This window comes from Burkholderia sp. Ac-20344, assembly GCF_017104975.1.
Lineage (GTDB): Bacteria > Pseudomonadota > Gammaproteobacteria > Burkholderiales > Burkholderiaceae > Burkholderia.
In genome coordinates this window covers 1-25,984 of record NZ_JAAGPP010000005.1, presented here as the reverse complement: position 1 = coordinate 25,984, position 25,984 = coordinate 1, and the positions used below count along the sequence as shown (strand labels likewise).

Below are 25,984 nucleotides of genomic sequence, written 5' to 3'. Positions count from 1 at the left end.
CGATCCGACGTGCGCCTTGCAGTCCCCATCATCGCTTCCGATAATAGCGATGCAGTGCACAAACGGTCGAGAATGGCGTCATCGCGACGCCACTCCGGCGGCGCGGCCCTTGCCAGCCGCCGCCCGGCCGACTCGCAAGCTGCAATATTCGGATAATTGAAAGGTTTGCGATGAGCCTGCGCGCAGGCAGCCGGGAGGACCGTCGTCGATGGGTGCGTCGGCGCCGCGTCCGGCCTCCGTTTTGAGAGTGAAAGCCATGTTGAAGAAGCAATTGTTTGCAGACCGGCTCTTGGCACAGATGCCGTCGCTTCGGGCGCTGCGGTGTTTCGTGACGGCGGCGCGCTACGAGAGCTTCACGCAGGCGGCCGAGGTGCTGTGCGTGACGCAGGCCGCGATCAGCCGGCAGATCAAGGAACTCGAGGATTCGCTCGACGTCGCGCTGTTCGAACGGACCGGCCGGCATATCGCGCTGACGGATGCGGGACGCATCCTCTACAACGCGTCGTACCTGTCGATCATGAACATCGCCGAGGCGGCGGAGGCGGTGCGCCGGACCGACAAGCACGCGCTGATGGTATGCGTGTCGCACACGTTCTCGGCGCTGTGGCTATCGTCGCGGCTGCCTGCGTTTCGCGAGCAGTTTCCGGATATCCGGCTGCACGTGATCGTCACCGAGCACTTCATGGAACTCGACGGGCTCATCGAGCCCGACGTGATCATCACGAAGAACCCGCCACGCGAGGCCGAGTTCGAAGTCGAGCCGCTGTTTCACGACATCGTGTATCCGGTGTGCAGCCCGTCGTTTCACGAACGTCATTTTCACGGCCGGTCGCTGAAGCCGCTGGACCTGTTGTCGCGCCCCACCTTGAACCTGTCGATGCTGGGCCGCGCGCAGGTATGCGAGCACGTCGACTGGCGCGTGTGGCGCAACTGGTTCCAGCAAGGCGACGGTACCGACACGCTGACCGAGAACAAGTACCTGGAAAGCAACGACTACCGGCTGCTCGTCGCGCAGGCCGAGGCCGGCGAGGGGACGCTGCTCGGCTGGCATCACCTCGTGCACCGGCAGATCGAGCAAGGCATCCTGGTTCGCCCGGTACAGGACGTGCTGGTGTTTCGTGATCGCCATCACTATCTGATTACGCACCGGAATGCGCAGCCGCGCCCGGAGTACCGGCTGTTCCGTCAATGGCTGAGCGACGAGGTGGGGGTGATGATGCGTGGCTGGCTCGATGCCGGCGTCGAGATCGGGCAATAGGGCGCTGCATCGTCGTCGGCCGCGCCCGCCCGGCACGCCGCGCCTGCATAACCAGAAGTATCGTATATGCCGCAGGAAATGTTTCTGGCGAGCATTATTTGGATTGGTACGCTCCGAACTGCTTCACCAGTGGTTTGCCAGGTTGGATAACAATCATCGCAAAATTAGGTTCGGATACCTGAATGAAAAGGAAGATTCCCGCTTGCATGATCCTGTCGGCGATTGCCGCACCGGCGATGGCACAAAGTACCGTGACGCTGTACGGCCTGATCGACGAAGGGGTCAACTATACGAACAACGTATCGGGCAAGAAAGTCTATGAACTCCAGAGCGGCTTCGTCCAGGGGAGCCGCTGGGGCCTGAAGGGCGCCGAGGATCTGGGCGCCGGCGTGAAGGCCGTGTTCCAGCTGGAGAACGGCTTCGACGTCAACAGCGGCCGCCTCGGCCAGGGCGGGCTGATGTTCGGCCGCCAGGCCTACGTCGGCATTGCATCGGACCGGCTCGGCACCGTGACGCTGGGACACCTACATCGCGAATCCGCTCAGCTCGGGGTATGTCGGCGCGGTCACCCCGTCGGCGGGAACTCTGTCGAGGCTGCGGTTCCGGAACTTCGAAATCAACGGCAAATACCAGTTCACGCCTGCGTTCTTCGTTGGCGCGATGTATGCCTACACACGGGCCGATTTCGACGCGACGAGTGGCAAGCAGCATCCGAACTACCAGAGCGCGGGGCTGATGGCGGACTACTTCCTGTCGAAGCGGACCGACGTGTACGTACAGGGCACGTATCAGCACGTCGGCGGCGATCGCACCGGTACCGTGCTGGATGTCGCGTACGTGCCGGGCGCGGACGGGGTTTCGTCCAGCCGCAACCAGGTCGTCGCGCGCGTGGCGCTGCGGCACAGGTTCTGATTGCAGCCGATGGTCTGTCGCCGGCTCCCCGCGCGGAGCCGGCGACAGACCATCGATGACGGATTCGCCGCTTGATAGAATTCGTCCAACCTCGAACGACTGGCCCGTCAGATGAAACCTGCGTCGGCAACCCCCAAAGGCTATCGTCGGCTCATTCCGTCCGTGACGGCGCTCGTCGAGTTCGAGGCGGTTGCCCGCCTCGGCAGCTTCACGCTGGCCGCGCACGAGCTCGGCGTCACGCAGGCTGCGGTGAGCCGGCAGATCAAGTTCCTCGAGGACCTGCTCGGCACACGCCTGTTCCATCGGCTGCATCGCTCGATCGCGTTGACCGACGAGGGCGAGGCGCTGTACCAGGTGGTCGCCGAGTCGATGCAGAAGATTGCCGGCGTGTTCGACCGGCTGGCGAGCGGCCCGGTCCGGCAGGAGCTCGTCCTCGCGGCGACCTCCGCGTTCTCGCATTTCCGGCTCCTGTCGCGGCTCGCCGCGCTGAAGGCCACGCAGCCCGAGTTGCAGCTTCGTCTCGCGACGCTGATGTTTACCGCCGATCTTCGACACAACGAAATCGATATCGCGGTGCGCTACGGGAATGGCCGCTGGACTGACGGTACCGCGATCCACCTGTTCGACGAAGAAGTCTTTCCCGTCTGCTCGCCGGCCTGGCTGCGGCAGCACGATACCCCGGAATCGCTGGCGGAACTCGCCGCCGTCGCGCTGGTGGAGTCCGATTCGACGTCGGAGGGCTGGATGGGGTGGGAGGCGTGGTTCCACGCCACCGGTTTTCGTCCCGACCGGCTGAATTACGCGCTGCGGTGCAGCCTGTACACCGATGCGATCGATGCCGCGCGCTACGGTCACGGCGTCGCGCTCGGCTGGGGGCGGCTCGTCCATGACCTGCTCGACGCCGGGGAACTGGTGCGATTGCCGGTTGCGACCCTGCAGATGACGGACGCCTACTACATCGTGGTGCCGCACGGGAAGACGATCACGCCGGCGATCGACGGCCTCGTCGAATGGCTGCGTGCGGACGTTCCGAAGGCGTGATGCGGGCATGGCGGCCGATTGTCCCGGCGATTCCCGCTCGTTGCGATTCGCATAATTCCACGTCATGCCAGAACGAAAATAAAGCGCGTTGACGCTCTTTTTCATCAATCCAATACTGAAATCCACGCGGAACATTCGAAGCCGCGAGATTCCATCAACGCTGGATTGGAGAAAGACGATGTATGAAGTGCATGTCAAGACGCATGGTGACCTGATCCGCGGTCGCCAGCCGGGCCACGGGATGTCCGGCGAGCTGTTCGGCCGTCAGGACGTCTTCGAAACGGATGTCGAGATCTTCTTCCAGAAGCACTGGATCCTCGTCGGCGTGACCGCCGACGTTCCGGAGCCTGGCGACGTGTCGACCGTCGACATCGGCAAGTCGTCGATCCTCATCGTGCGCGACGACGACGAAAACATCCGGACCTACCGGAACGTGTGCCGTCACCGTGGCGCGCGCCTGAAGGAGGCCGGGAGGTCGACGGTCGGAATGCTCGTGTGTCCTTATCATCAATGGACCTACGACCTCGATGGCACGCTGCGCCACGCGACGCACATGGGCAAGGATTTCGACACGACATGCCGAAGCCTGATACCGGTGAAGACGCGCATCATCGGCACGCACATTTTCGTGTGCCTCGACGACCATGCGCCCGAAGACATCTCGAAGCTGGCGGAGACGATGGCGCCGCGCTTCGCACCGTACGACCTGCAGAACACGAAGATCGCGTTCGAGCAGGAGATCGTCGAGAACGGCAACTGGAAGCTGGTGATCGAGAACAATCGCGAGTGCTACCACTGCGCGGGCACCCATCCCGAGCTGACCGCTTCGTTCCTGCCGGAGGATTTCGGCTTCTGTCCGGAAAACCTCACGGAGGAACAGCTTCAGGCGTTCGAAGAATACAAGGCGCGCAATGCCGGCTGCCAGGCAAACTGGGAGCGCGAAGGCTTCTTCGGTTCGACCGTCGAATGGCTCGACGAGGAGGCCGTCACGCAATTCAGGACGCAGCAGCTTGTGATCGCCGGCGACGGAGAGTCGCAAACGATGAGCACGAAGGTGGCCAGCACGAAGCTGTTCGGCAACCTGCAGCGGCGCGATCTCGGCGATACGCATCTGTGGACGCACAACTCGTGGACCCACGTGATGAGCGACCACGCGGTGGTTTCGTACGTGATCCCGCTCGCACCCGACAAGACGCTCGTGCGCACGAAATGGCTCGTCCATGCGGATGCGGTCGAGGGCATCGATTACCAGCTATCCGATCTGACCGCGGTGTGGGTCGCGACGAATACGCAGGACAAGCACCTCGTGGAAATCACGCACGCGGGCACGCAGGATCCGGCGTATTCACCGAGCGCGTTCTCGCCGTTCACCGAGGCTTACGTCGACCAGTTTTCGCGCTGGTATGCGGCGCGGTTGAACGCGCACGGCATCTGATGCAGGCAGTCGACGGGCAAGAAAATTCGTGCCGCGTGTAATATCGTGTTCACCTTTCATATAAGAAGCACAATTACACCGAGGGCCGCCGATGAAAAACACCACACGCATGTCGATTTCCGTTTGGGCGCTGATGCTGGCCGTGCCGGCATTTGCGTCGACGCCTGCCGACAACATTGCATGGAGCGCCAGACCCGTGCAGACGGTTGCATCGTCGTCGCCGTCCGTGTGCTCTGCATACTCGGGGCGGGTGATGTCGAGCGGCGAGTCGTTCTCCACGGAAAACGTGCTGAAAGCAATCGGCACGTCGCTGGCCGGTGCCGCGCTGGGCGCTGTCGCGGGTGGATATCAGGGCGCAGCCCCCAATCCGTGCGCGCGGCCTGGCCTGTGACCGGCCCGCAAGCGAACCGCGGGGATTCCCGCTTTATCTGAAACAAGCCCGACACCCAGCGCCGCGCGTCTCCCGACCGCGGCGCTTCGTCATTTCAGGGCGCTTATTCCCAGAAACTCCGGATCGCGACCGCCACGATCACCGGCACCGAGAACACCAGGGGGATCGCGAAATACTGCGCTTCGCGATCGACGACCCAGCTATAGATCACCCACGCCGCGCCGATCGCGAACGTGATGAGGCCGACCGTCACGGCGGCGATGTTCAGGACCAGCTTCGAAGGCTGGCGGCGCGTCTTGACGTTGTCGTTGTTGTCGCGCGGGGACGATTTCATCGGAAGAGTGCGGCTTCGGGCCGGAACGGGGCTAAAAGCACAGGAAACCCCATTCGCGCCGATCGCGCAAGAGGGTCGGCGCAGGCCGGCCCCCGTCGCGTCTGCCGGCGAGCGTTACAACCCGAATGACGCGGCCAGTTCGTCGAGCAGTCGGCGCTGGAACGCGATGAACCGCTCGCCCGGCTGCTGCGCGATCGCGAGGTCGAGCATCGGATCGGCGACGTCGGTGCGAACACCGGCCAGCGCCTCGACGATCGCCAGCCCGCAGAACGGTACGTACGCCTCCGAATAGCCGCCTTCGTGAACGATCACGAGCCGCCCGTTGCAATGACGCTGTGCGGCATCCTTCACCGCATGCGTCATGAACCGGTAGCTGTCGGTATGCAGTTGCATGCGCGCGAGCGGATCGACCGCGCTCGCGTCGAGGCCGCTCGCGACGACGATCAGCTCGGGCCGGAAACGCTCCAGCGCGGGCAGCACGATCCGCTCGAACGCGTAGCAATACGCATCGTCGCCGCTGCCTGCGAGCAGCGGCACGTTCAGGTTCGCGCCGACGCCCGCGCCTTCGCCGCGATCGTCTGCGCCGCTATAGCCGGGCGGGAAGCAGCGATCCTGGTGCAGCGAGATCGTGAGCGTGTCCGGATCGTCGTAGTAGATCGACTGCGTGCCGTTGCCGTGATGCACGTCCCAGTCGATCACCGCCACGCGCTCGATGCCGTGTTTCGCACGGGCGGCCTCGATCGCGATCGGGATGTTCGCCAGCAGGCAGAAGCCCATCGGGCGGTCGCGCAGGCAGTGATGGCCGGGTGGCCTCGACAGCGAGAACGCATTCGCCGCGCGCTCGCCGAGGACCGTGTCGACGGCCGCGATCGCGAGGCCGGCCGACAGCGCGGCGATCTCGTAGCTGCCCTTGCCGAACGGCGCGAGATCGCCGAGGTCGCCGCCGTTCGCATCGCTGAGTGCGCGGAACGCGTCGAGATAGTGCGCGGGATGAATGCGCAGCAGGTCGGTGGTCGCGGCCGGCTCGGCGCCGCGCAGGTCGAGCTGCGCGGCCAGGCCCGAGGCCTGCACGAGCGACAGGAAGCGGCGCTTCGAATCGGGCGATTCCGCGTAGCCCGCGCTCGACGGCGGCTGGACCCAGCCGCCGACGGGGAAGAACAGCGCGTGCGTGCCGCCGGTGTGCCAGAAAGTGCGTTCGTCGGTGAAGAAGGCAGTGCGATTCATGGATGTGCGTGACCTGTCACGGTTGGGAGGAAACGGAGGGGCGCGTGCGGCGATCGATGTGGCGCAGCGCGGCGAACGACACGATCGCGACGGCCGTCGCGGCCGCGAACAGCACGCGCATCGTGCCGCCGGCGTCGAGCATCAGCCCGGCGAGCAGTGGGCCGGCCGCGAGGCCGGCGCCGATCACGAAATTGAGCGTGGCCACGAGGCGGCCCGACGTGTCGATCTGCGCGACGGTCGCGAGGATGAACGGCAGCACGAACGTCCACGCGAACTTGAACGCGAAGATCGCCGCGCTGTAGCCGCTGGCGTGCCGCATGACGGCGAGCGCGACGAGCGAGGCCGCCAGCAGCGCGTAACCGGCCGCGAGCATCGCACGCCGCGCGAGCCGGCCGCCCGCGCACGACGCGAGCGCCGCGCCGGCGATGCCCATCACGCTCGCGATCGCGAGTACGTTGCCGGTCGACTGCGGATCGAGCCCGGCTTCGGCCGCGGCACGGCTGGCGAACGTCCACACGCTGCCGATCGCGAGATAGAACGTCAGCACCGCGCCGATCGCGAGCACGACGAAACTTTGCGGCGTTTGCGCCGCCGTGCCGCGCGCGTGTTGTGCAGCCGCGGTATGTGCGCCCAGCGATGAAGAAAAGCCGCGCGACAGCGGCGCCGCGAGCAGTGCGAGCGCGGCAAGCGCGACATACAGCGCGCGCAGCCCGAACACAGCGAACACATGCGGCAGCACGAATAGGCCGATCGCGCCCGCGATCAACTGGCCGACGACCCACAAGCCGTACACGCGATCGCTGTTCTCGCTCGTCGCGGCGCTCGTCATGCAGAGCACCATCAGCGAACCGCCGCCGAGCGCAGTGACGGCGCGCAGCGCGAGCAGCGCGGCGAAGCCCGGCATCCACAGCGCGGTCAGCAGGTTGCCCGTGCCGAACAGCGCGATGGCGAACGCGGCGACGCGGCGCGCGTCGACCCGGCCGAGCCACAGGTACGACGGCACGGTCGCGAGGCTGAACGCGCCGAGTTCGACGAAGAAGTAGGTGCCGATCTGCGACGCGGACAGCCCGAGCTGCGTCGCGAGCTGGCCGGCGACGGCGGGCGCCACGAGGAGCAGCAGCGGCGTGATGGCCGCGAACACGACGAGCGCGACGAGCGTCGAGCGCGCGAAGGTCGATGCGCGATCGTCGGGCGGGAGTGCGGCATCCGGGGACAGGGTTTTCATGGCGGGATCTCGTTGGGGGAGTCAGAACAGGTGGTACATGCCGACCATCGCGCCGAACTGCGATGCGCCGGCGAGCGGCGTGGGGTCGTATTCGTAGACGGTCTGCGAACTCTGGCCGCTGTTGCGTGCGTAGCCGAGGTTCACGTAGGCGACGGTGCGTTTCGACAGCGCGTACGTGGTGCTCGCGATGAACAGCGTCGGGTGGCCGATCGCCGGCGTGCGCGAGTCGGTGTGATAGACGCCCGCGTTCACGCCGATCTCGCTCGACATCTGGTAGCGCGCGCCGCCCCAGACGATCGTGCGCGCCGCGTCGAGGTCGCCGGTCAGGCGTTCGACGCCTGCGTAGACGGTGAGCGGCAATGCGGCGAACGCATAGCGCGCGGCGAGCGTGCCGAGTTCGCGGCGGCGCGCCGACGTGTCGTCGGCCGCCGAAACGTCGCCGTGCGCCTGATGCAGCACCGCGCTGACCGACAGCCCGTTGCTCGTGTACTGGCCGCCGAGTTCGAGCACGCGTCCGGCGCGCGTATTGCCGGCGACGCCGGACGTCGCGGCAAGCGCCTCGACATCGAAGCCGGCGAACGTCGGCGACTGGTACTTGACCGAGTGATCGATGAAGTTCGCGTTCATCGGCACGATGACGCCCTGGCCGCTGTACGACGCGTACCAGAGCGGGTCGTAGAACAGCGTCTTGTCGAACAGCACGCTGAACTGCCGGCCGAGCGTGACGGTGCCGACGGGCCCCGCGATGCCGACGTACGCGCCGCGGAAGAACGCGTAGCCGGGCACGGTCGCGGTGCCGTCGTTGAGGTTGAGGCCCTGTTCGAGCTTGAACAGCGCACGCCAGCCGCCGCCGAGATCCTCGTGGCCCTTCAGCCCGATCTGCGAAGGCAGGATGCCGTAGTTCTGCAACTGCACGGCCGAGTGGCGCGCGTCGGCATGCGTCAGGTATTGCACGCCGGCGTCGAGCGCGCCGTACAGCGTGAGGGTCGACTGCGCGTGCGCGGCGGCACTGCACGCGGCAAGTGTCGCGACGGCCGCGGCCGTGCGGATGAAGCGGGGTTTCGTCACGAGGGGTTCTCCATACCGTCCTGCATCGATGTGTCGTTGGTGTTGTCGCGACGCAGTGTCCGCAGCGGGAAAGCCGGCGAACAGTCGTACAGATGAACGGTGTGGAAAACCCGCGGTGCGCGGCATGCATGCGGCGCGCTGCCGTGGCGCGGCGTGCTGCGGAGCAGCAACGTGCCGCGCACCGTTCAAATGGATGGGGCTGACAGCCGTTCCGGCACCGTGGCCCGTCAAAAAAGCCGATCGCTATAATCGGCCGGTGTCGTTGCGCACATCAGCAGCCCGATCGGGCAGGGGAGCGGAAGGTGAGGATCACGACGGATATCGGGCCGGATCTCGATGCGCTGCGCGACGTGCCGGCCGCCATCGTGCTCGACGACTTCGCGTGGCCGCCGCTGCCGTCCCGGCGCGCCGATTTCGACGGCGTCGCGCGCGGCGACGCATCGCAGCGCGAACTCGGGCTGATGCTGCTCGACCTGTACGCGGTTGCCGCGCGGTCCGGCATCGGCGAATTCGAATACCGCTTCTTTTCGCTGCTGCAGGCGCTCATTCCGTTCGACGCCGCATGGACAGGCGTCGCGACCCACGTGCCGACCGGCCCGGTGATGCACAACAGCTTTCTGTACCGTCTGCCGCACGCGTTCTTCAGCGACTGGAAGCGCGTGCGCGATTGCGACCCGCTCGCGCACCGCACGCTGCGCGGCGCGCACGGCCACGCGGTGCGGCTGTCGGTCGTCGAGCCGGGGCTCGATGCCCGGTTTCGCGACTGGTGCGTGAAGTACGGGCTCGCGCAGCTGATGTGCGTATGCACGCTCGATCGCCGGTTCGGCCTGACGACGTTCATGTCGATCTACCGCCAGGGCCTGAATCGCCCGTTCAGCGACGACGATGCACACCGATTCGAGGAAGTGATTCCGCATCTCGCGGCGGCGCTGACGATCAATCGCGCCGCGCAGCTCACGCGCGAGCGCGGCGATACAGTCGCACCGGCGGTGCGCGCACTGTGCGACAACTTCGGCGTGCTTCACCACGCCGATCACGGGTTCGACGACGTGCTGCGCACCGAATGGCCGGCATGGGCCGGTGCGCGCGTGCCGGAGCCGCTCGTCGCGCACCTGCGGCGCCAGTCGGGCCAGCCGTTCGTCGGCGATGCGCTGCGGATCCAGTGTGTGCCGGTAGCGGGGCTGTTCCAGATCGAGGCGCGGCCGCGCTCGCTGCTCGACCGCCTGAGCCCGCGCGAGCTTGCGGCGATCCGCTACTACGGCGCCGGGCGCTCGCACAAGGAAGTCGCGCAACAGATGGCGATTTCGCCGACGACCGTGCGTCACTACCTGCGCTGCGCGTACCGCAAGCTCGGCATGCACGACAAGAGCCAGATCGCCGGCGTGCTCGGCGCGACGGGCGGCGCGGCCGACGACGAGCCGGCGGAAGCCGGTGGCGAACCGCGCTGAATCGCACGAACGCCGCGCGTTGCACGCGATCGCGTGAATGGTTGTGCCCGCAACCATTGGGCGTTATGCTCGTCAGCTCCCAGGAGACGGAATTCCATCATGAACGACACGAATTCAGGGTCGGTGCGCGCGGCGGTGGTCGGGGTCGGCGCGATCGGCGGGTTGCTCGCGGCCGCGCTGTCGCGCTCCGGCATGACCGTAAGCGCGTATGCGCGCGGCGCGACGCTCGACGCGCTGAACACGCACGGCGTGCGCGTGATCGACGAGGCCGGCGCGACATCGTCGGTTCCGGTGCGAGCGAGCGACGATGCGGCCGCGCTCGGCGTGCAGGACTACGTGGTGATCGCGCTGAAGGCCCAGGCACTGCCGGCGCTGGCCGCGCACATTGCGCCGCTGGTTGGGCCGGATACCGTGATCGTCGCGGCGATGAACGGGCTGCCGTGGTGGTTCACGCACGGGCTCGAAGGCGCGCTCGACGGTGTGCCGCTCGACGCGGTCGATCCAGCCGGTGCAGTGTCGGCGGCATTGCCGCCCGCACAGGCGATCGGGTGCGTCGTGCACCTGTCGTCGAGTACCGACGCGCCAGGCATCGTGCGCCGCGGGCGCGGCAACCGGCTGATCGTCGGCGCACCCGATGCGCGGCTCGACACGGCCACCGCCCGGTTCGCCGCGGCGCTCGCGGCGGGCGGTTTCGATGTCGAGTCGACGCCCGCGATCCGGACCGAGATCTGGACGAAGCTGTGGGGCAACATGAACATGAATCCGCTGAGCGCGCTGACAGGGTCGACGGCCGAGCAGTTGCTCGACGATCCGTTCACGCAGGATCTCGCGCTGCGCATGATGGAGGAGGCGGCCGCGATCGGCGCGAAGCTCGGCCTGTCGACGGGGATGAGCGGGCCCGAGCGGATCGCGGTCACGCGCAAGCTCGGCGCGTTCAAGACGTCGATGCTGCAGGATTTCGAAGCGGGGCGCGCGCTCGAAATCGGGCCGATCCTCGGCGTGTTTCCCGAACTCGGGCGCAAGCTCGGCGTGCCGACCCCGTATTGCGACGCGGTGCTCGGGCTGCTCCGGCAGCGCGCGACGAACAGCGGGCTGTAACGCGTGCTGGGCGGCTGCATGCGCAACGCTAGGGAGGCGGGGGGCTGTAATCCGCTTGCAGTGCGCCGCACATGACGCAAAGCGGGCCGCCCGCGTCGCGGGTGAGGCGACCGTGGCGGCCCGTCGAATTCATCGGATCAATACGGTGGGCGCTGTGCTCGTGTTGCCACTCAGTCGTCCCGCTCGGTCGCGTGCGCGACGACCTTGTCGAGCAGCCGCTCGAACGTCTGGCGTTCGCTGTCGGACAGGCACGCGAGCAAACCGTCGTTCCACTTGCGCACGATCGGCATGATCTTGCGATGCAGCGCGCGGCCGTCGGCGGTGAGCGCGATCAGCACGATCCGGCCGTCCTCCTCGCTCGCACTGCGCTCGAGCAGCCCCTGGCGCAGCAGCGCCTCGGCCGCCCGGCTCGCCTGGCTCTTGTCGAGATTGGTGTGGCGCGCGAGATCCATGATCGAGAACGGGCCGAAGGCGCCGACGGCGGCGATCACGCGCGCCTCGGGCAGCGAGATGTCGAGCTTGTGCCGGTACACCTCGCCGATTCCGCGGTCGGATCGCTTCGTGAGCGCGTGGAGGCGATAGGTCAGAAACTGATCGAGCCCGGCTTGACGGCCTTTCATGTCGAATCCTGAAGAAAAAGGGCGGGCCCGATTGTTCCTGTATCGCGCGCTCGGGTCAACGGTCAGTGTGCGCCGTACTTCAGGCGTGTCAACTGTTCCGCTTCGTTCGCGAGCAGATTGGCCGCGGCGCGGATCGCGACGTCGAGGGTGATCGGCCCGGGAGCCGGCGAGAAGCAGCCGGAAAAATGTTCGGACAGGCGCGGCAGCGCGGCCGGGTCGACCGCGCCGGACAGCAGCGACGCGGGCACGCCGGCGGCCTGCGCGTGGCGGCACGCGATGAACGGCGCTTTGCCGTGCAGCGTCTGTACGTCGGAGCGGCCTTCGCCGGTGATCAGCCAGTCGGCGCCGGCGAGCGCCGCGTCGAGCCCGACCTGCCGCGCGACCACTTCGGCGCCTGCTTCGAACTGCGCACCGAGCATGTGCAGCGCGAAACCGAGGCCGCCCGCGGCGCCGGCGCCGGGCAGGTCGCGACTGCGCCGGTCGAGCGCGGTTTCGAGCAGATCGGCGAAGCGGGCGAGGGCGGCGTCGAGGGTCGCAACCAACTCGGGCGTCACGCCCTTTTGCGGGCCGAATACGGCGGTTGCACCGTGCGCGCCCGTCAGCGGGTTGTCGACGTCGGACATGCCGATGAATTCGGCTTCCTTCAGGCGCGGGTCGAGCCCCGACGCATCGATGCGCGCGATGTCGGCGAGCCGCGACGGCACCGGTTCGACCGGCTGGCCGCCCGCGTCGAAGCACTGCAGGCCGAGGCCCGCGAGCAGCCCGGCGCCCGCGTCGTTGGTGCTGCTGCCGCCGAGCGCGACGAAGAAGCGGCGTACACCTTCGTCGAGCAGCGTGCGGATCGCCTCGCCCATCCCGCGCGTGCTGCGCGCGTCGACCGGCACGCTCATGCCGACCGGATCCGTAATGCCGACGATCTCGGCCGTCTCGACGATCGCGGTGCGCGCGTCGATCACGCCGACCGCCGCGTCGCGTGCCGCGAGCGACGCGCCGGCCACCCTCAGCGCGCGCCGCGTGCCGCCGCCTGCCAGCATCGCGTCGAGCGTGCCTTCGCCGCCGTCGGCCATCGGGCAGCGGCGCACGACGGCGTCGGGCCGGGCGCGGCGGATGCCGGTGGCGATCGCATCCGCGACCTGCTCGGCGGAAAGCGAGCCTTTGAACGAATCGGGCGCGATGACGACGACAGGCGCGGACGGGTGTTGCGGCATGGTGTCTCCGGAAGGCGTGATTGGTGTGAAGAATGCTGGGGCCGCAGCGACGGCGCCCCCTGAATCGGAGCTTACAGGATGGCGGGCCCGTGGTGGATACGGCGTGCGGCATAGCGGCGATCCGCGCGCATTGCCGTGCAAAGGGTTGCCGACGCGGCGCAGACGCGTGTGCGTCGCGCCAATCTGGCGGTGTGAGGAAAATTGTTTGCTAGAATAGTCGATTCTTCCGGCCAAAGCCGTGCTCCGAGCCGCTTGCGCTAGCCATCCGGCGCGTGCAGGGATGGCGTGGCGCTCCGGCGCGGCGAGTGGATGTGACGCACATCACGCCGCAGGCAGGCACGGCAAGGAAAACCCGATTCGCTCGAATAATTTTAGGACGATTGAAGCCATGGCTAACGTTGTTGAGAACCTCGGCAAGCTTGAACGCCGCGTGACGATTTCCCTGCCGAAAGACACCGTGCAGAAGGAAATCGACACCCGTATCCAGAAACTCGCGAAGACCGTGCGCATGCCGGGTTTCCGCCCGGGCAAGGTGCCGGTGAAGATGGTCGCGCAACAATACGCGGGCCAGGTCGAAGCGGAAGTGCTGAGCGACAAGATCGGCCAGGAATTCTTCACGATCAGCCGCGCGGAAAACCTGCGCGTCGCTGGCCAGCCGAGCTTCGAGCCGAAGCAGGAGCAGGCTGAAGATGCATATGCGTTCGACGCGACGTTCGAGGTCTACCCGGAAGTGAAGATTGGCGACCTGGCGACGGCTGAAGTCGAGCGTTCGACGACGTCGATCGGCGACGCCGAAATCGACCGCACGCTGGACATCCTGCGCAAGCAGCGCGTGCACTTCCACGCACGTGGCGAAGCCGGCGAGCACGGCGACGGCGGCGCGGACACCGCAGCGAAGAACGGCGACCGCGTGACGGTCGACTTCGTCGGCAAGATCGACGACGTCGCGTTCCAGGGCGGCACGGCTGAAGACTTCCCGTTCGTGCTCGGCGAAGGCCGCATGCTGCCGGAATTCGAAACCGCGGCGCTGGGCCTGAAGGTCGGCGAGGCACGCACGTTCGACCTGAAGTTCCCGGACGACTACCACGGCAAGGACGTGGCCGGCAAGACGGCCCAGTTCACGGTCACGATGAAGAAGATCGAGTGGCCGCACCTGCCGGAAATCGACGGCGAATTCGCGAAGTCGCTCGGCATCGAAGACGGCGATCTCACGAAGATGCGCGGCGAGATCAAGGAAAACCTCGAGCGTGAAGCGAAGCGCCGCACGCAGTCGATCGTCAAGAACCAGGTGATGGACGCGCTGCTGAAGATTTCCGAACTCGACGTGCCGAAGGCGCTGATCGAGCAGGACCAGCAACGCCTCGTCGAAATGGCTCGCCAGGATCTGGCGCAGCGCGGCGTGCCGAACGCGAAGGACGCACCGATCCCGGCCGAGATGTTCGCCGAGCAGGCAGAGCGTCGCGTGAAGCTGGGCCTCGTGCTGGCCGAGCTGGTGAAGTCGAACAACCTGGAAGCGAAGCCGGAACAGATCCGCGCGGAAGTCGACGAGTTCGCGAAGAGCTACGAAGACCCGAAGGAAGTGGTCCGCTGGTATTATTCGAACCAGCAGCGCCTCGCCGAGATGGAAGCGTTCGTCGTTGAAAGCAACGTCGTCGATTTCGTGCTGGGCAAGGCAAAGGTGACGGACAAGGAAGTGAGCTTCGAAGCACTCGCGAGCGCATCGGCGCAAGCGTAAGTGTTGCTCTAGCGGCGTGCCGGCTGTCGGAGCGACGGCCCGCACGCCGTTTTTACGTCAAGCGCACGGTTACCATTAATATGGCGATTGAGCGGGCGGCTTCCTTCCGTTCAATTTTCCATTCGAACAAGGTTCATTGAATGATCACTCGCGCTGAATTGCTGGACATGCTTGCTTCGAACGCGCCGCAGGGTTTCGAGGCGCAAGCGCTGGGGCTGGTGCCGATCGTCGTCGAAACGAGCGGCCGCGGCGAGCGTTCGTACGATATCTATTCGCGTCTCCTGAAGGAGCGCCTGGTGTTCATGGTCGGCGAAGTGAACGACCAGACCGCCAACCTCGTGGTCGCGCAGTTGCTGTTCCTCGAGAGCGAGAATCCCGACAAGGACATCAGCCTGTACATCAACAGCCCGGGCGGGTCGGTATCGGCCGGTATGGCGATCTACGACACGATGCAGTTCATCAAGCCGGACGTGTCGACGCTGTGCATGGGCCTCGCGGCCAGCATGGGTGCGTTCCTGCTGGCGTCGGGTGCGAAGGGCAAGCGTTTCGCGCTGCCGAACTCGCGCGTGATGATTCACCAGCCGCTCGGCGGCGCACGCGGCCAGGCATCCGACATCGAGATCCAGGCACGCGAAATCCTCTACCTGAAGGAGCGGCTGAACCAGTTGCTCGCGCAGCACACGGGTCAGGACGTCGAGCGCATCGCGCGCGACACCGACCGTGATAACTTCATGTCGAGCGAGGATGCGAAGGCGTACGGGCTGATCGATCAGGTGCTGCTGAAGCGCCCGTGAGCTTAAGTGGGGTGCCGCCCCGATTCGTGCGGCACCCCCTGCGACGTCCCGAACGCCCTGAGCATCTGCGGCAAGCGCATCCAGCCGGATCCGGTCGCGCCCTAGGCGCGGCGCTCGGAGCATTCGGCGTATCATGTCATTTACCTGTCCGGAGGCTCTACATTCATGGCGGACAAAAAAGGTTCGAACAGCGAGAAGCTGTTGTATTGCTCGTTTTGCGGAAAAAGCCAGCATGAGGTGAAAAAACTCATCGCGGGCCCGTCGGTGTTCATCTGTGATGAATGCATCGACCTCTGCAACGAAATCATTCGCGACGAGGCGGCTGCCGCCGGCGTCGAGGCCAGCCTGTCCCGGTCGGATCTACCGAGCCCGCAGGAAATTCGCGACATCCTCGATCAGTACGTGATCGGCCAGGAGCGCGCGAAGAAGATCCTCGCGGTGGCCGTGTACAACCACTACAAGCGCCTGAAGCATCTCGACAAGAAGGACGACGTCGAGCTGTCGAAGAGCAACATCCTGCTGATCGGCCCGACGGGCTCCGGCAAGACGCTGCTCGCGCAGACGCTCGCGCGGTTGCTCAACGTGCCGTTCGTGATCGCCGATGCGACGACGCTGACCGAAGCCGGCTACGTCGGCGAGGACGTCGAGAACATCATCCAGAAGCTGTTGCAGAACTGCAACTACGAGGTCGACAAGGCCCAGCGCGGGATCGTCTACATCGACGAAATCGACAAGATCAGCCGCAAGTCGGACAACCCGTCGATCACGCGCGACGTGTCGGGCGAGGGTGTCCAGCAGGCGCTGCTGAAGCTCGTCGAGGGCACGATGGCGTCGGTGCCGCCGCAAGGCGGCCGCAAGCACCCGAACCAGGATTTCATCCAGGTCGACACGACCAACATCCTGTTCATCTGCGGCGGTGCATTCGATGGCCTCGAAAAGGTGATCACCGATCGTACCGAGAAAACCGGCATCGGCTTTGGCGCAACGGTCAAGAGCAAGCAGGAACGTGACGCGGGCGAAGTGCTGCGCGAAACGGAACCGGAAGACCTGATTAAATTCGGTCTGATCCCCGAATTGATCGGCCGCCTGCCGGTGGTCGCGACGCTCGGCAAGCTCGATGAAGCCGCGCTGATGAAGATCCTGGTCGAGCCGAAGAACGCGCTCGTCAAGCAGTATCACAAGCTGTTCGCGATGGAACGCGTCGAGCTGGAGATCCGGCCGGGCGCACTGCAGGCAGTCGCCCGCAAGGCGATCCGCCGCAAGACTGGTGCGCGCGGTTTGCGTTCGATCATCGAACAGGCGCTGCTCGACGTGATGTACGAGCTGCCGACGATGAAAGGGGTCAGCAAAGTCATCATCGACGAGAACGTCATCGATGGCGACGGCAAGCCTTTGCTGATCTACGAGGACACGCCGAAGGTGGCGGGTTCGAACTGACCGGCTTGCCGACGATGTTCTGCGAAAAAGGCCGTTCATGAGACCGTGGGCGGCTTTTTTTCGTTTATCTTGTGGGTAACTCTGACTCGACACGCGGTGGTTACTTTCTTACCGAATATTTCCCGCACTTGAAGGCTTGCAATTCGTTGTGGCGGCCTCAATTACCGAACAATTGATTCCACTCATGGGGAAATGAAATGTCAGGCACCCAACTTCTTCCGCCGGAACGCATCACGCTCCCGCTGCTGCCGCTGCGGGATGTCGTCGTTTTCCCGCACATGGTAATTCCGCTCTTCGTGGGCCGGCCGAAATCGATCAAGGCCCTCGAAGCAGCGATGGAAGGCGGCAAGCACATCATGCTCGTCGCCCAGAAAACCGCGGCCAAGGACGAACCGACCGAAAAGGACATGTACGAGGTCGGTTGTATCGCCAACATCCTGCAGATGCTGAAGCTGCCGGACGGCACCGTGAAGGTGCTCGTCGAGGGCCTGCAGCGCGCGAAGGCGTTGTCGATCGAAGAGCAGGAGACGCAATTCTCCTGCGAAGTGATGCCGCTCGAGCCCGATCACGCCGACAGCGCTGAAACGGAAGCGCTGCGCCGCGCGATCGTGTCGCAGTTCGACCAGTACGTGAAGCTGAACAAGAAGATCCCGCCGGAGATCCTCACGTCGCTGTCGGGCATCGACGAAGCAGGCCGCCTCGCCGACATGATCGCCGAGCGCCTGCCGCTGAAGCTCGACCAGAAGCAGCACATCCTCGAGATGTTCCCGGTCATCGAGCGTCTCGAGCACCTGCTCGCGCAACTCGAGGCCGAGATCGACATCCTGCAGGTCGAAAAGCGCATCCGCGGGCGCGTGAAGCGCCAGATGGAAAAGAGCCAGCGCGAGTACTACCTGAACGAACAGGTCAAGGCGATCCAGAAGGAACTGGGCGAAGGTGAAGAGGGTGCCGATCTCGAGGAGCTCGAGAAGCGCATCAACGCCGCGCGCATGCCGAAGGAAGCGAAGAAGAAGGCCGACGCCGAGCTGAAGAAGCTGAAGCTGATGTCGCCGATGTCGGCGGAAGCCACCGTCGTGCGCAACTACATCGACACGCTGATCGGCCTGCCGTGGCGCAAGAAGAGCAAGGTCAACAACGACCTGTCGAACGCCGAGCAGGTGCTCGACGAGGATCACTTCGGCCTCGAGAAGGTGAAGGAGCGCATCCTCGAGTATCTCGCGGTGCAACAGCGCGTCGACAAGGTCAAGGCGCCGATCCTGTGCCTCGTCGGGCCCCCGGGCGTCGGCAAGACCTCGCTCGGCCAGTCGATCGCCCGTGCGACGAACCGCAAGTTCGTCCGCATGGCGCTCGGCGGCGTGCGTGACGAAGCCGAGATCCGCGGCCACCGCCGTACGTACATCGGTTCGATGCCGGGCAAGATCCTGCAGAGCCTCACGAAGGTCGGCGTGCGCAATCCGCTCTTCCTGCTCGACGAAGTCGACAAGATGGGCATGGATTTCCGCGGCGATCCGTCGTCGGCGCTGCTCGAAGTGCTCGATCCGGAACAGAACCACACGTTCGCCGACCACTACATCGAAGTCGACTTCGATCTGTCGGACGTGATGTTCGTCGCGACGTCGAACTCGCTGAACATCCCGCCGCCGCTGCTCGACCGGATGGAAGTGATCCGCCTGTCGGGTTACACGGAAGACGAGAAGGTCAGCATTGCCCAGCGTTACCTGTTGCCGAAGCAGAAGAAGAACAACGGGCTGAAGGAAGGCGAGATCGAAGTCACCGAGCAGGCGATCCGCGACATCATCCGCTACTACACGCGTGAAGCCGGTGTGCGTTCGCTCGAGCGGGAAGTGTCGAAGATCTGCCGCAAGGTCGTGAAGATGCTGCTGCTGAAGAAGGCGTCGGGCGCGATCAAGGTCGACGGCGAGAACCTCGATACCTTCCTTGGCGTGCGCAAGTACGACTTCGGCCTCGCGGCGAAGGAAAACCAGGTCGGTCAGGTGACGGGCCTCGCGTGGACGGAAGTCGGCGGCGACCTGCTGACGATCGAAGCCGCGGTGATGCCGGGCAAGGGCAACGTGATCCGTACCGGTTCGCTCGGCGACGTGATGAAGGAGTCGGTCGAGGCGGCACGTTCGGTCGTGCGCTCGCGTTCGCGTCGTCTGGGTATCAAGGACGAAGCATTCGAGAAGCAGGACATCCACATCCACGTGCCGGAAGGCGCGACGCCGAAGGACGGTCCGTCCGCCGGCGGTGCGATGACGACCGCGCTGGTGTCGGTGCTGACGGGTATCCCGGTGCGTGCCGATGTCGCGATGACGGGTGAAATCACGCTGCGTGGTGAAGTTTTGCCGATCGGTGGCCTGAAGGAGAAGCTGCTTGCAGCGCATCGCGGTGGCATCAAGCTTGTGCTGATCCCGGAAGAGAACGTGAAGGATCTCGCCGAGATTCCGGACAACGTGAAGAACGCGATCGAGATCGTGCCGGTCCGCTGGATCGACAAGGTGCTGGAACTCGCGCTCGAGCGTTCGCCGACCCCGTTGCCGCCGGAAGAAGAGGCGAAGGCGGCGGCACCGGTCGCCGATGCGGCGAAGGATGCCGGCTCGACGGAATTCGTCAAGCACTAAGCATCAGGACGCCGTCCGTCCTGACGGTTGTTCACGAAACCCGCGGCGTGGCCGCGGGTTTTTTTATGCGTATCGGAATCGTGCGCGCGAGTGCTAAAAAATTCACATCAGGGCTTTGCAAAATGATCGGGGATGAATTAAACTTGCGGGCTCGCTGGTTGTTGATGCCGAAACGCAGATCGCAGCCAGAATGAATCGGAAACGGGTGCTTAGCTCAGCTGGTAGAGCGGCGCCCTTACAAGGCGTAGGTCGGGGGTTCGAACCCCTCAGCACCCACCAGTTTCCTGATTCAGCCAGACCAAGGAGCGGTAGTTCAGTCGGTTAGAATACCGGCCTGTCACGCCGGGGGTCGCGGGTTCGAGTCCCGTCCGCTCCGCCAAGCAAACGAAAGTGCCCGCCTTGTGCGGGCATTTTCGTTTTGTGCGCCTGTTTGCCGCGTCGTACTCGCCCGCAGCACGACTGCTTTTCTCCCGTCCCACCCCGTATGTTGTAATATCGGTCGTTTTGTCCAATTTTCCCGTCACGCATGCTCGATTTCTTCCGTAATCACCAGCGCCTGATGATGGCGCTCCTGCTCCTGATCGTGTTGCCGGGGCTGGGTTTCGTCGGGATCCAAGGCTTCCGCGGCTTCTTCGACGATAGCGCGAACGTCGCGGCAATCAACGGGCACAAGATCACGCGGGTCGAATTCGACGGCGCGTTCCGCCAGCAGATCGACCAGGCGCGTCAGGCGCTCGGCGGGCAATTCGACATCAAGATGTTCGATACGCCCGAGCACCGCAAGCAGGTGCTCGACGGCCTGATCCAGCAACGCGTGCTGGCAGACGAAACCCAGCGTCTGCACCTGACCGCATCCGACAACGCCGTGCGCGACGCGCTGATGAGCGACCCGATGATCGCGTCGCTGAAGAAGCCCGACGGTACGATCGACGTCGAGCGCTATGCGCAGCTGCTGTCGTTCCAGGGGATGACGCCCGAGCAGTACCAGGAGCGCGTGCGCTACAGCCTCGCGCTGCAGCAGATTCCGGCCAGCATCGTGTCGAGCGCGTTCACGCCGAAGAGCCTCGCGCAACGTCTGTCCGAACTCGCCGCACAGCAGCGCGAAGTGCAGGCGCTCGTGCTGAAGACGAGCGACTTCGCAGCGAAGGTCCAGCCGACCGACGCGCAGCTCACCGCGTACTACGACGCGCACAAGCAGAGCTTCGCGACGCCGGAGACCGCGACGATCCAGTACCTCGTCTATTCGCCGGCCGCAGCGGCCGCGAGCGCGCAGCCGACCGATGCGGACGTCAAGAAGTTCTACGATGACAACCCGACGCACTTCCGCACCGACGCGCAGGTGCGCGTGAGCCACATCTTCATCGCCGCGGCGGGCAGCGCAAGCGCAGCCGACAAGGCTGCAGCGAAGACGAAGGCCGAGCAGCTGCTGGCCGACGTGAAGGCGCATCCGGACCAGTTCGCGCAGTTCGCGCAGAAGGACTCGCAGGACGCACCGTCGGCCGCGAAGGGCGGCGACCTCGGCTTCATCACGCGCGGCTCGACGGCGGGCGGCAAGGCGTTCGACGATGCCGCGTTCGCGCTCAAGCAGGGCGACGTGAGTGGTGTCGTGCAGTCGGATCTGGGCTTTCACATCCTGAAGGCGACCGAAGTGAAGCCGGCGGCCATGAAGCCGTTCGCGGAAGTGAAGGACCAGATCGCAGTCGACCTGAAGCAGCAGTACGCATCGAAGGCGTTCACGGACAACGCGGAAGGCTTCACGTCCACTGTCTACGAAAAGGCGAAGACGCTGCAGCCGGCGGCGGACAAGTACAAGCTGACGATCCAGACGGCCACCGTCACGCCGACGCCGAATCCGCAACTGCCGCCGACGAGCCCGCTGAACAATCCGAAGTTCCTGGCTGCCGTGTTTGCCAACGACTCGGTGAAGAGCCAGAACAATACGCAGGCGATCGATGTCGGCAACAACACGCTGATCTCGGCGCGCGTGACCGACTACAAGCCGGCGGCCGTGCCCGCGCTCGACGCGATCAAGGACGTCGTGCGCCAGAAGGTCGTCGCCGAGCAGGCCGCGGAACTCGCGAAAAAGGACGGTGCAGCGAAGCTCGCCGAACTGCAGAAGTCGAAGTCGGCCGACGGGTTCGCGGTTGCGCAGAAGGTATCGCGCACGCAGTCGCAGGGCCTGACGCCGGCTGCGCTGAGCGCCGTCTACAAGGTCGACGCGAAGACGCTGCCGGCCTACGTCGGGGTCGATCTCGGCGCGGACGGCTATGCGATCTACCGCGTGAATGCGGTGATCCCGGGTTCGGCGGTCGATCCGCAGCAACTGGCGGCCGCGCAGCAGCAGATGGCGCAGGTCGACGCGCAGAGCGAAGGCGAAGCGTATCTCGCCGCGCTGCGCGATCGTTCGAAGGTGAAGCTGTACGGCTCGACGGCCAGCCAGTCGCAGGACGGCGGCAACTGAGCGTCGTTTTGCCCCAAAGCAAAAAGCCCCGCTTCGTGCGGGGCTTTTTGCTTTGGGGCGAGGCTGCGTCGTCAACTGCGCGGCCTGCCGAGCAGCGGTTTCAGCGCCGGCCAGACGTTGTCGAGCAGAATGCCCTGCGCCTGCTGCGCAGGATGCATCTGGTCGGCCTGGAACATCTCGGGCTTGTTCTCGATGCCGGCCAGCAGGAACGGCACGAGCGGCACGCCGAGATCCTTCGACAGCCGCGTATAGACGGCGTGGAACTTCTGCGTGTAGTCGGGGCCGTAGTTTGGTGGCACATACATGCCGACCAGCACGACCTTCGCCCGAGCCTGTCGCGCGCCGGCGATGATGTCGCGCAGGTTCTGCTCGGTCGTCGCGAGCGGCACGCCGCGCAGCGCATCGTTCGAACCGAGCTCGACGACGACGATCGACGGCTTGAGCCGCTGCAGCACCGCGGGCAGCCGCGCGCGGCCGCCGCTCGTGGTGTCGCCGCTGACGCTGGCGTTCGCGACGCTATAATCGATTCGCTCGGTCGTGAGCCGTTGCCGCAGCAATGCCACCCAGCCGGTGTCGCGCGGCAGCCCGTATTCGGCCGACAGGCTGTCGCCGAGCACGACGATCACGGGCTGGCCCGATGTCGCGGCCGGCGTCGGTGCGGCGCGTGCCGGCACGGTGGCAGCCAGCAGGGTGCCCAGCAGCGCGGCGACCGCCGCGCGTCTTTTCCAGCGAAATGTCGTGTCCATGTTCAAGATTACCGATCCGATCATCGAAGTCCATGACGTGTGCAAGCGGGTCGCCGATGCAACGGGCGAGCTGACGATCCTCGACGGCATCACGCTTGCCGTGCGGCCGGGCAGCAGCCTCGCGATCGTCGGCGCGTCGGGGTCGGGTAAATCGACGCTGCTCGGCCTGCTTGCGGGGTTGGACAGCGCGACGAGCGGCACGGTTCGCCTGCTCGGTCGCGCGCTCGACCAGCTCGACGAGGATGCGCGCGCGGCGCTGCGCAACGGCGCAGTCGGGTTCGTGTTCCAGTCGTTCCAGTTGATGCCGCACCTGACGGCGCTCGAGAACGTGATGCTGCCGCTCGAGCTGCAGGGCGGCATCAGCGCGCGCGACGCAGCCGATCGCGCCCGGGCGCTGCTCGTGCAGGTCGGTCTCGGCGAACGCACCGCCCATTATCCGAAGCTGTTGTCCGGGGGCGAGCAGCAGCGCGTCGCGCTTGCGCGCGCATTCGTCACGCGTCCGGCGATCCTGTTCGCCGACGAGCCGACCGGCAGCCTCGATGCGGCCACGGGCCATGCGGTCATCGACCTGATGTTCGAACTGAACCGCTCGCACGGTGCCACGCTCGTGCTCGTCACGCACGATGCCGAACTCGCACGCCGCTGCGCGACGACGGTGACGCTCGACGCCGGGCGCATCGTCGAGCCGCACGCGGCGCAACGCAAAGTCTGAATTTTTTTGCCGGCCGCGCAGTGTGCGCCGAGCGGCCGGCATCGGCATGACGCCGCTGCGTCAGCGCTTCAACGCTTCAGCGCCGCGCGGGCGCGCTCGATCAGCGCGGTGGTCGACGAGTCGTGCTTCGCCGGATCGACCGACTCGGCCGACAGGTCGGCTTCCACCACCTTGCCGAGAATCTTGCCGAGCTCCACGCCCCACTGGTCGAACGGATTGATGTCCCACACCGTTGCCTGCACGAGCACCTTGTGTTCGTACAGCGCGATCAGCGCACCGAGCGTGCGCGGCGTCAGTGCATCGACGAGCAGCGTTGTCGTCGGGCGGTTGCCCGGGAACGTCAGGTGCGGCGCGAGCGCTTCCTTGCCCGGCCCCGCGACCTTGCGCGCTTCGTCGAGCGTGCGGCCGAGCATCAGTGCCTCGCTCTGCGCGAAGCAGTTCGCCAGCAGCTTCGGATGATGGCTCGCGAGCGGATGCTCGGGCGTCAGCACCGCGATGAAGTCGATCGGCACGATCGTCGGCCCCTGGTGCAGCATCTGGAAGAACGCGTGCTGGCCGTTGGTGCCCGGCTCGCCCCACGTGACGGCCGACGTCGGGTAGTCGACGAAGGTGCCGTCCAGGCGCGCGGATTTGCCGTTGCTCTCCATTTCGAGCTGCTGCAGGTACGACGGCAGGTAGTGCAGCGCTTCCGAATACGGCGCGACGAGATAGCTCTGCGAACCGAAGAAATTCCGGTACCAGATGCCGATCAGGCCGAGCAGCACGGGCAGGTTGCGCTCGAGCGGCGCTTCGCGGAAATGGCGGTCCATGTCGTTCGCGCCGGCCAGCAATTCGTCGAACTGCTCGGGACCGATCGCGATCATGATCGACAGCCCGACCGCCGACCACAGCGAATAGCGGCCGCCGACCCAGTCCCACATTTCGAACACGTTGTCCGCGGCGATGCCGAACTTCACGACTTCGGCGGGGTTCGCCGATACGCCGACGAAGTGCTTCGCAAGTGCGTCCTCGGGGCAGCCGCGCGCGACGAACCAGTCGCGTAGCGAGCGTGCGTTCGTCATCGTCTCGAGCGTCGTGAAGGTCTTCGACACGATGATCGCGAGCGTTTCCTCGGGATCGACCTGTTCGAGCACGCGCGCGAGATCGGCGCCGTCGACGTTCGACACGAAGTGCGTGGCGATCTCAGGTGTCGCGACGTGATGCAGCGCATGCACGACCATCTTCGGCCCGAGATCGGAGCCGCCGATGCCGATGTTGATCACGTGGCGGATGCGCTTGCCGGTGTAGCCCGTCCACGTGCCGCCGCGCACGGCGCGCGCGAAGGTTGCCATCTTCGCGCGCTCGGCGCTGACCTGTGCATGGAACGGCGCGTGCGGATCGGGCGCGCGCAGTGCGGTGTGCAGCGCGGCACGGCCTTCGGTCGGATTGACGATCTCGCCCGCGAACATCGCGTCGCGGCGGGCTTCGACGCCCGCGTCGCGCGCGAGCTGCACGAGCAGGCGCAGCGTGTCGTCGTTGATGCGGTTCTTCGAAAAATCGGCCGCGAGACCGCCGCCCGGAATCGTGAAGCGTTCTGCACGGGTCGGCGCGTGGTCGTTTTCCGGTGCGAACCAGTCGCGCAGCCGGGCGTGACGGATCTGTTCGAAGTGGGATTGAAGGGCAGTCCAGGCGGGGAGCGAATTCAGCGTCATGGCAGTTCGAGTGAAGCGTGAATCGGGAGGAATGCCGCGCCGGCTCATCGGGATCGGAAGGCCGGCGGACGAGAGGGCCCGCCGTGCGGCGGGGCAGTCAGTATAGCGGCGTTATATGTCGGCGCGCGGCGACGTGTAAAAAAGGCGATTGATCAGTGTGCGCACCATCGGCGCGAGCTCGCCCGCGGTGAGCCCGGCCGGGCCGGTACCGTTCGCGGTCAGCGTGTCGGCCGCGAGGCCGTGCAGGTAGACGCCCGCGAGCGCCGCTTCGTACGGCGCGACGCGCTGCGCGAGCAGCGCGCCGATCAGGCCGCCGAGCACGTCGCCGGTGCCGCCGGTGGCGAGCGCTGCGTTGCCGGTCGGATTGATCGTCACGCGGCCGTCGGGCGCCGCAATCACCGTACCCGAACCTTTCAGCACGACGATGGCCGAGTAGCGCGAGGCGAGCGCCTGCGCGGCCTCGACGCGGTCGCGCTGGACCGTCGCCGTGTCGCTGCCGAGCAGCCGCGCGGCCTCGAGCGGATG

General features: G+C 65.7%; 21 protein-coding genes, 2 tRNA genes and 1 pseudogene. 15 read left to right on the top strand and 9 right to left on the bottom strand.

Annotated features, from left to right (window positions below):
* Positions 1-256: 256 nt before the first annotated feature.
* From G3N64_RS02945 to G3N64_RS02925, 5 genes and pseudogenes are all read left to right on the top strand, one after another.
* Entirely contained in the window at positions 257-1,258 is a 1,002-nt protein-coding gene (locus tag G3N64_RS02945) for a LysR substrate-binding domain-containing protein (protein WP_205782265.1), read from the top strand.
* Positions 1,259-1,440: 182 nt separating this feature from the next.
* Positions 1,441-2,170: pseudogene (locus G3N64_RS02940) on the top strand (porin).
* 111 nt (positions 2,171-2,281) lie between these two features.
* Positions 2,282-3,211 (top strand): LysR substrate-binding domain-containing protein, encoded by a 930-nt coding sequence (locus G3N64_RS02935; RefSeq protein ID WP_205782264.1) that lies wholly within the window; start codon positions 2,282-2,284, stop codon positions 3,209-3,211.
* Between the two features lie 178 nt (positions 3,212-3,389).
* Positions 3,390-4,646 (top strand): aromatic ring-hydroxylating dioxygenase subunit alpha, encoded by a 1,257-nt coding sequence (locus G3N64_RS02930; protein ID WP_205782263.1) that lies wholly within the window; start codon positions 3,390-3,392, stop codon positions 4,644-4,646.
* 91 nt (positions 4,647-4,737) lie between these two features.
* Entirely contained in the window at positions 4,738-5,037 is a 300-nt protein-coding gene (locus tag G3N64_RS02925; RefSeq protein ID WP_205782262.1) for a hypothetical protein, read from the top strand.
* A gap of 103 nt (positions 5,038-5,140) precedes the next feature.
* On the opposite strand, the gene G3N64_RS02920 is transcribed toward G3N64_RS02925, so the two are convergent.
* The 4 genes from G3N64_RS02920 to G3N64_RS02905 all read right to left on the bottom strand — a co-directional run bounded on the left by G3N64_RS02920 (position 5,141) and on the right by G3N64_RS02905 (position 8,888).
* Positions 5,141-5,371, bottom strand: a complete 231-nt coding sequence (locus tag G3N64_RS02920; protein WP_205782261.1) for a hypothetical protein — start codon at positions 5,369-5,371, stop codon at positions 5,141-5,143.
* A gap of 114 nt (positions 5,372-5,485) precedes the next feature.
* The gene (locus G3N64_RS02915; protein WP_205782260.1) at positions 5,486-6,595 is read right to left on the bottom strand and encodes a class II histone deacetylase; all 1,110 of its coding nucleotides are present in this window, start codon (positions 6,593-6,595) and stop codon (positions 5,486-5,488) included.
* Positions 6,596-6,611: 16 nt separating this feature from the next.
* Positions 6,612-7,820: an MFS transporter gene (locus tag G3N64_RS02910; RefSeq protein ID WP_205782259.1), complete on the bottom strand. Its 1,209-nt coding sequence runs from the start codon at positions 7,818-7,820 to the stop codon at positions 6,612-6,614.
* A 21-nt stretch (positions 7,821-7,841) separates the two neighbouring features.
* Positions 7,842-8,888, bottom strand: a complete 1,047-nt coding sequence (locus G3N64_RS02905) for a porin (RefSeq protein ID WP_205782258.1) — start codon at positions 8,886-8,888, stop codon at positions 7,842-7,844.
* Positions 8,889-9,190: 302 nt separating this feature from the next.
* Here G3N64_RS02905 and G3N64_RS02900 point away from each other — a divergent pair, with 302 nt between their 5' ends.
* Entirely contained in the window at positions 9,191-10,336 is a 1,146-nt protein-coding gene (locus G3N64_RS02900; RefSeq protein WP_205782257.1) for a helix-turn-helix transcriptional regulator, read from the top strand.
* Positions 10,337-10,435: 99 nt separating this feature from the next.
* Complete coding sequence (locus tag G3N64_RS02895) at positions 10,436-11,434, top strand: 2-dehydropantoate 2-reductase (protein ID WP_205782256.1); 999 nt, start codon at positions 10,436-10,438, stop codon at positions 11,432-11,434.
* A gap of 170 nt (positions 11,435-11,604) precedes the next feature.
* Here G3N64_RS02895 and G3N64_RS02890 read toward each other — a convergent pair whose 3' ends face one another.
* Positions 11,605-12,054, bottom strand: a complete 450-nt coding sequence (locus tag G3N64_RS02890) for a MarR family transcriptional regulator (RefSeq protein WP_039367176.1) — start codon at positions 12,052-12,054, stop codon at positions 11,605-11,607.
* Positions 12,055-12,116: 62 nt separating this feature from the next.
* Positions 12,117-13,262, bottom strand: coding sequence for a glycerate kinase (locus G3N64_RS02885; protein WP_205782255.1), 1,146 nt, complete (start codon positions 13,260-13,262; stop codon positions 12,117-12,119).
* Between the two features lie 388 nt (positions 13,263-13,650).
* Here G3N64_RS02885 and tig point away from each other — a divergent pair, with 388 nt between their 5' ends.
* The 7 genes from tig (at position 13,651) to G3N64_RS02850 (ending at position 22,310) form a co-directional block, all read left to right on the top strand.
* Complete coding sequence (gene tig, locus G3N64_RS02880; RefSeq protein WP_205782254.1) at positions 13,651-14,997, top strand: trigger factor; 1,347 nt, start codon at positions 13,651-13,653, stop codon at positions 14,995-14,997.
* A gap of 140 nt (positions 14,998-15,137) precedes the next feature.
* Positions 15,138-15,791: an ATP-dependent Clp endopeptidase proteolytic subunit ClpP gene (clpP, locus tag G3N64_RS02875; protein ID WP_010092137.1), complete on the top strand. Its 654-nt coding sequence runs from the start codon at positions 15,138-15,140 to the stop codon at positions 15,789-15,791.
* A 165-nt stretch (positions 15,792-15,956) separates the two neighbouring features.
* Positions 15,957-17,228: an ATP-dependent Clp protease ATP-binding subunit ClpX gene (gene clpX, locus G3N64_RS02870; protein ID WP_006489345.1), complete on the top strand. Its 1,272-nt coding sequence runs from the start codon at positions 15,957-15,959 to the stop codon at positions 17,226-17,228.
* A gap of 197 nt (positions 17,229-17,425) precedes the next feature.
* Positions 17,426-19,849: an endopeptidase La gene (lon, locus tag G3N64_RS02865; RefSeq protein WP_011352361.1), complete on the top strand. Its 2,424-nt coding sequence runs from the start codon at positions 17,426-17,428 to the stop codon at positions 19,847-19,849.
* Positions 19,850-20,052: 203 nt separating this feature from the next.
* Positions 20,053-20,128: transfer RNA gene (locus tag G3N64_RS02860), tRNA-Val, on the top strand.
* Positions 20,129-20,151: 23 nt separating this feature from the next.
* Positions 20,152-20,228: transfer RNA gene (locus tag G3N64_RS02855), tRNA-Asp, on the top strand.
* 147 nt (positions 20,229-20,375) lie between these two features.
* A complete protein-coding gene (locus tag G3N64_RS02850; RefSeq protein WP_205782253.1) occupies positions 20,376-22,310 on the top strand; it encodes a SurA N-terminal domain-containing protein in 1,935 nt (644 codons plus the stop codon).
* 71 nt (positions 22,311-22,381) lie between these two features.
* On the opposite strand, the gene G3N64_RS02845 is transcribed toward G3N64_RS02850, so the two are convergent.
* On the bottom strand, positions 22,382-23,056 hold the full coding sequence (locus tag G3N64_RS02845; protein WP_205782252.1) for an arylesterase: 675 nt from the start codon (positions 23,054-23,056) through the stop codon (positions 22,382-22,384).
* Here G3N64_RS02845 and G3N64_RS02840 point away from each other — a divergent pair.
* Positions 23,055-23,768: an ABC transporter ATP-binding protein gene (locus G3N64_RS02840; RefSeq protein ID WP_205782251.1), complete on the top strand. Its 714-nt coding sequence runs from the start codon at positions 23,055-23,057 to the stop codon at positions 23,766-23,768. The two genes, G3N64_RS02845 and G3N64_RS02840, sit on opposite strands and share 2 nt — an antisense overlap.
* A 68-nt stretch (positions 23,769-23,836) precedes the next feature.
* On the opposite strand, the gene pgi is transcribed toward G3N64_RS02840, so the two are convergent.
* Together pgi and G3N64_RS02830 are read right to left on the bottom strand one after the other, a co-directional pair.
* Positions 23,837-25,459 (bottom strand): glucose-6-phosphate isomerase, encoded by a 1,623-nt coding sequence (gene pgi / locus G3N64_RS02835; protein ID WP_205782250.1) that lies wholly within the window; start codon positions 25,457-25,459, stop codon positions 23,837-23,839.
* Positions 25,460-25,570: 111 nt separating this feature from the next.
* The coding region (locus G3N64_RS02830) for an NAD(P)H-hydrate dehydratase (RefSeq protein WP_205782249.1) at positions 25,571-25,984 on the bottom strand (414 nt) is incomplete at its 5' end.

Coding starts and splice junctions, on each gene's coding strand:
- G3N64_RS02890 (WP_039367176.1), bottom strand. CDS start 12,054: ATGAAAGGCCGTCAAGCCGGGCTCGATCAGTTTCTGACCTATCGCCTC.
- G3N64_RS02945 (WP_205782265.1), top strand. CDS start 257: ATGTTGAAGAAGCAATTGTTTGCAGACCGGCTCTTGGCACAGATGCCG.
- clpX (WP_006489345.1), top strand. CDS start 15,957: ATGGCGGACAAAAAAGGTTCGAACAGCGAGAAGCTGTTGTATTGCTCG.
- G3N64_RS02930 (WP_205782263.1), top strand. CDS start 3,390: ATGTATGAAGTGCATGTCAAGACGCATGGTGACCTGATCCGCGGTCGC.
- G3N64_RS02935 (WP_205782264.1), top strand. CDS start 2,282: ATGAAACCTGCGTCGGCAACCCCCAAAGGCTATCGTCGGCTCATTCCG.
- clpP (WP_010092137.1), top strand. CDS start 15,138: ATGATCACTCGCGCTGAATTGCTGGACATGCTTGCTTCGAACGCGCCG.
- tig (WP_205782254.1), top strand. CDS start 13,651: ATGGCTAACGTTGTTGAGAACCTCGGCAAGCTTGAACGCCGCGTGACG.
- G3N64_RS02910 (WP_205782259.1), bottom strand. CDS start 7,820: ATGAAAACCCTGTCCCCGGATGCCGCACTCCCGCCCGACGATCGCGCA.
- G3N64_RS02840 (WP_205782251.1), top strand. CDS start 23,055: ATGTTCAAGATTACCGATCCGATCATCGAAGTCCATGACGTGTGCAAG.
- G3N64_RS02920 (WP_205782261.1), bottom strand. CDS start 5,371: ATGAAATCGTCCCCGCGCGACAACAACGACAACGTCAAGACGCGCCGC.
- lon (WP_011352361.1), top strand. CDS start 17,426: ATGTCAGGCACCCAACTTCTTCCGCCGGAACGCATCACGCTCCCGCTG.
- G3N64_RS02915 (WP_205782260.1), bottom strand. CDS start 6,595: ATGAATCGCACTGCCTTCTTCACCGACGAACGCACTTTCTGGCACACC.
- G3N64_RS02850 (WP_205782253.1), top strand. CDS start 20,376: ATGCTCGATTTCTTCCGTAATCACCAGCGCCTGATGATGGCGCTCCTG.
- pgi (WP_205782250.1), bottom strand. CDS start 25,459: ATGACGCTGAATTCGCTCCCCGCCTGGACTGCCCTTCAATCCCACTTC.
- G3N64_RS02845 (WP_205782252.1), bottom strand. CDS start 23,056: ATGGACACGACATTTCGCTGGAAAAGACGCGCGGCGGTCGCCGCGCTG.
- G3N64_RS02925 (WP_205782262.1), top strand. CDS start 4,738: ATGAAAAACACCACACGCATGTCGATTTCCGTTTGGGCGCTGATGCTG.
- G3N64_RS02885 (WP_205782255.1), bottom strand. CDS start 13,262: ATGCCGCAACACCCGTCCGCGCCTGTCGTCGTCATCGCGCCCGATTCG.
- G3N64_RS02895 (WP_205782256.1), top strand. CDS start 10,436: ATGAACGACACGAATTCAGGGTCGGTGCGCGCGGCGGTGGTCGGGGTC.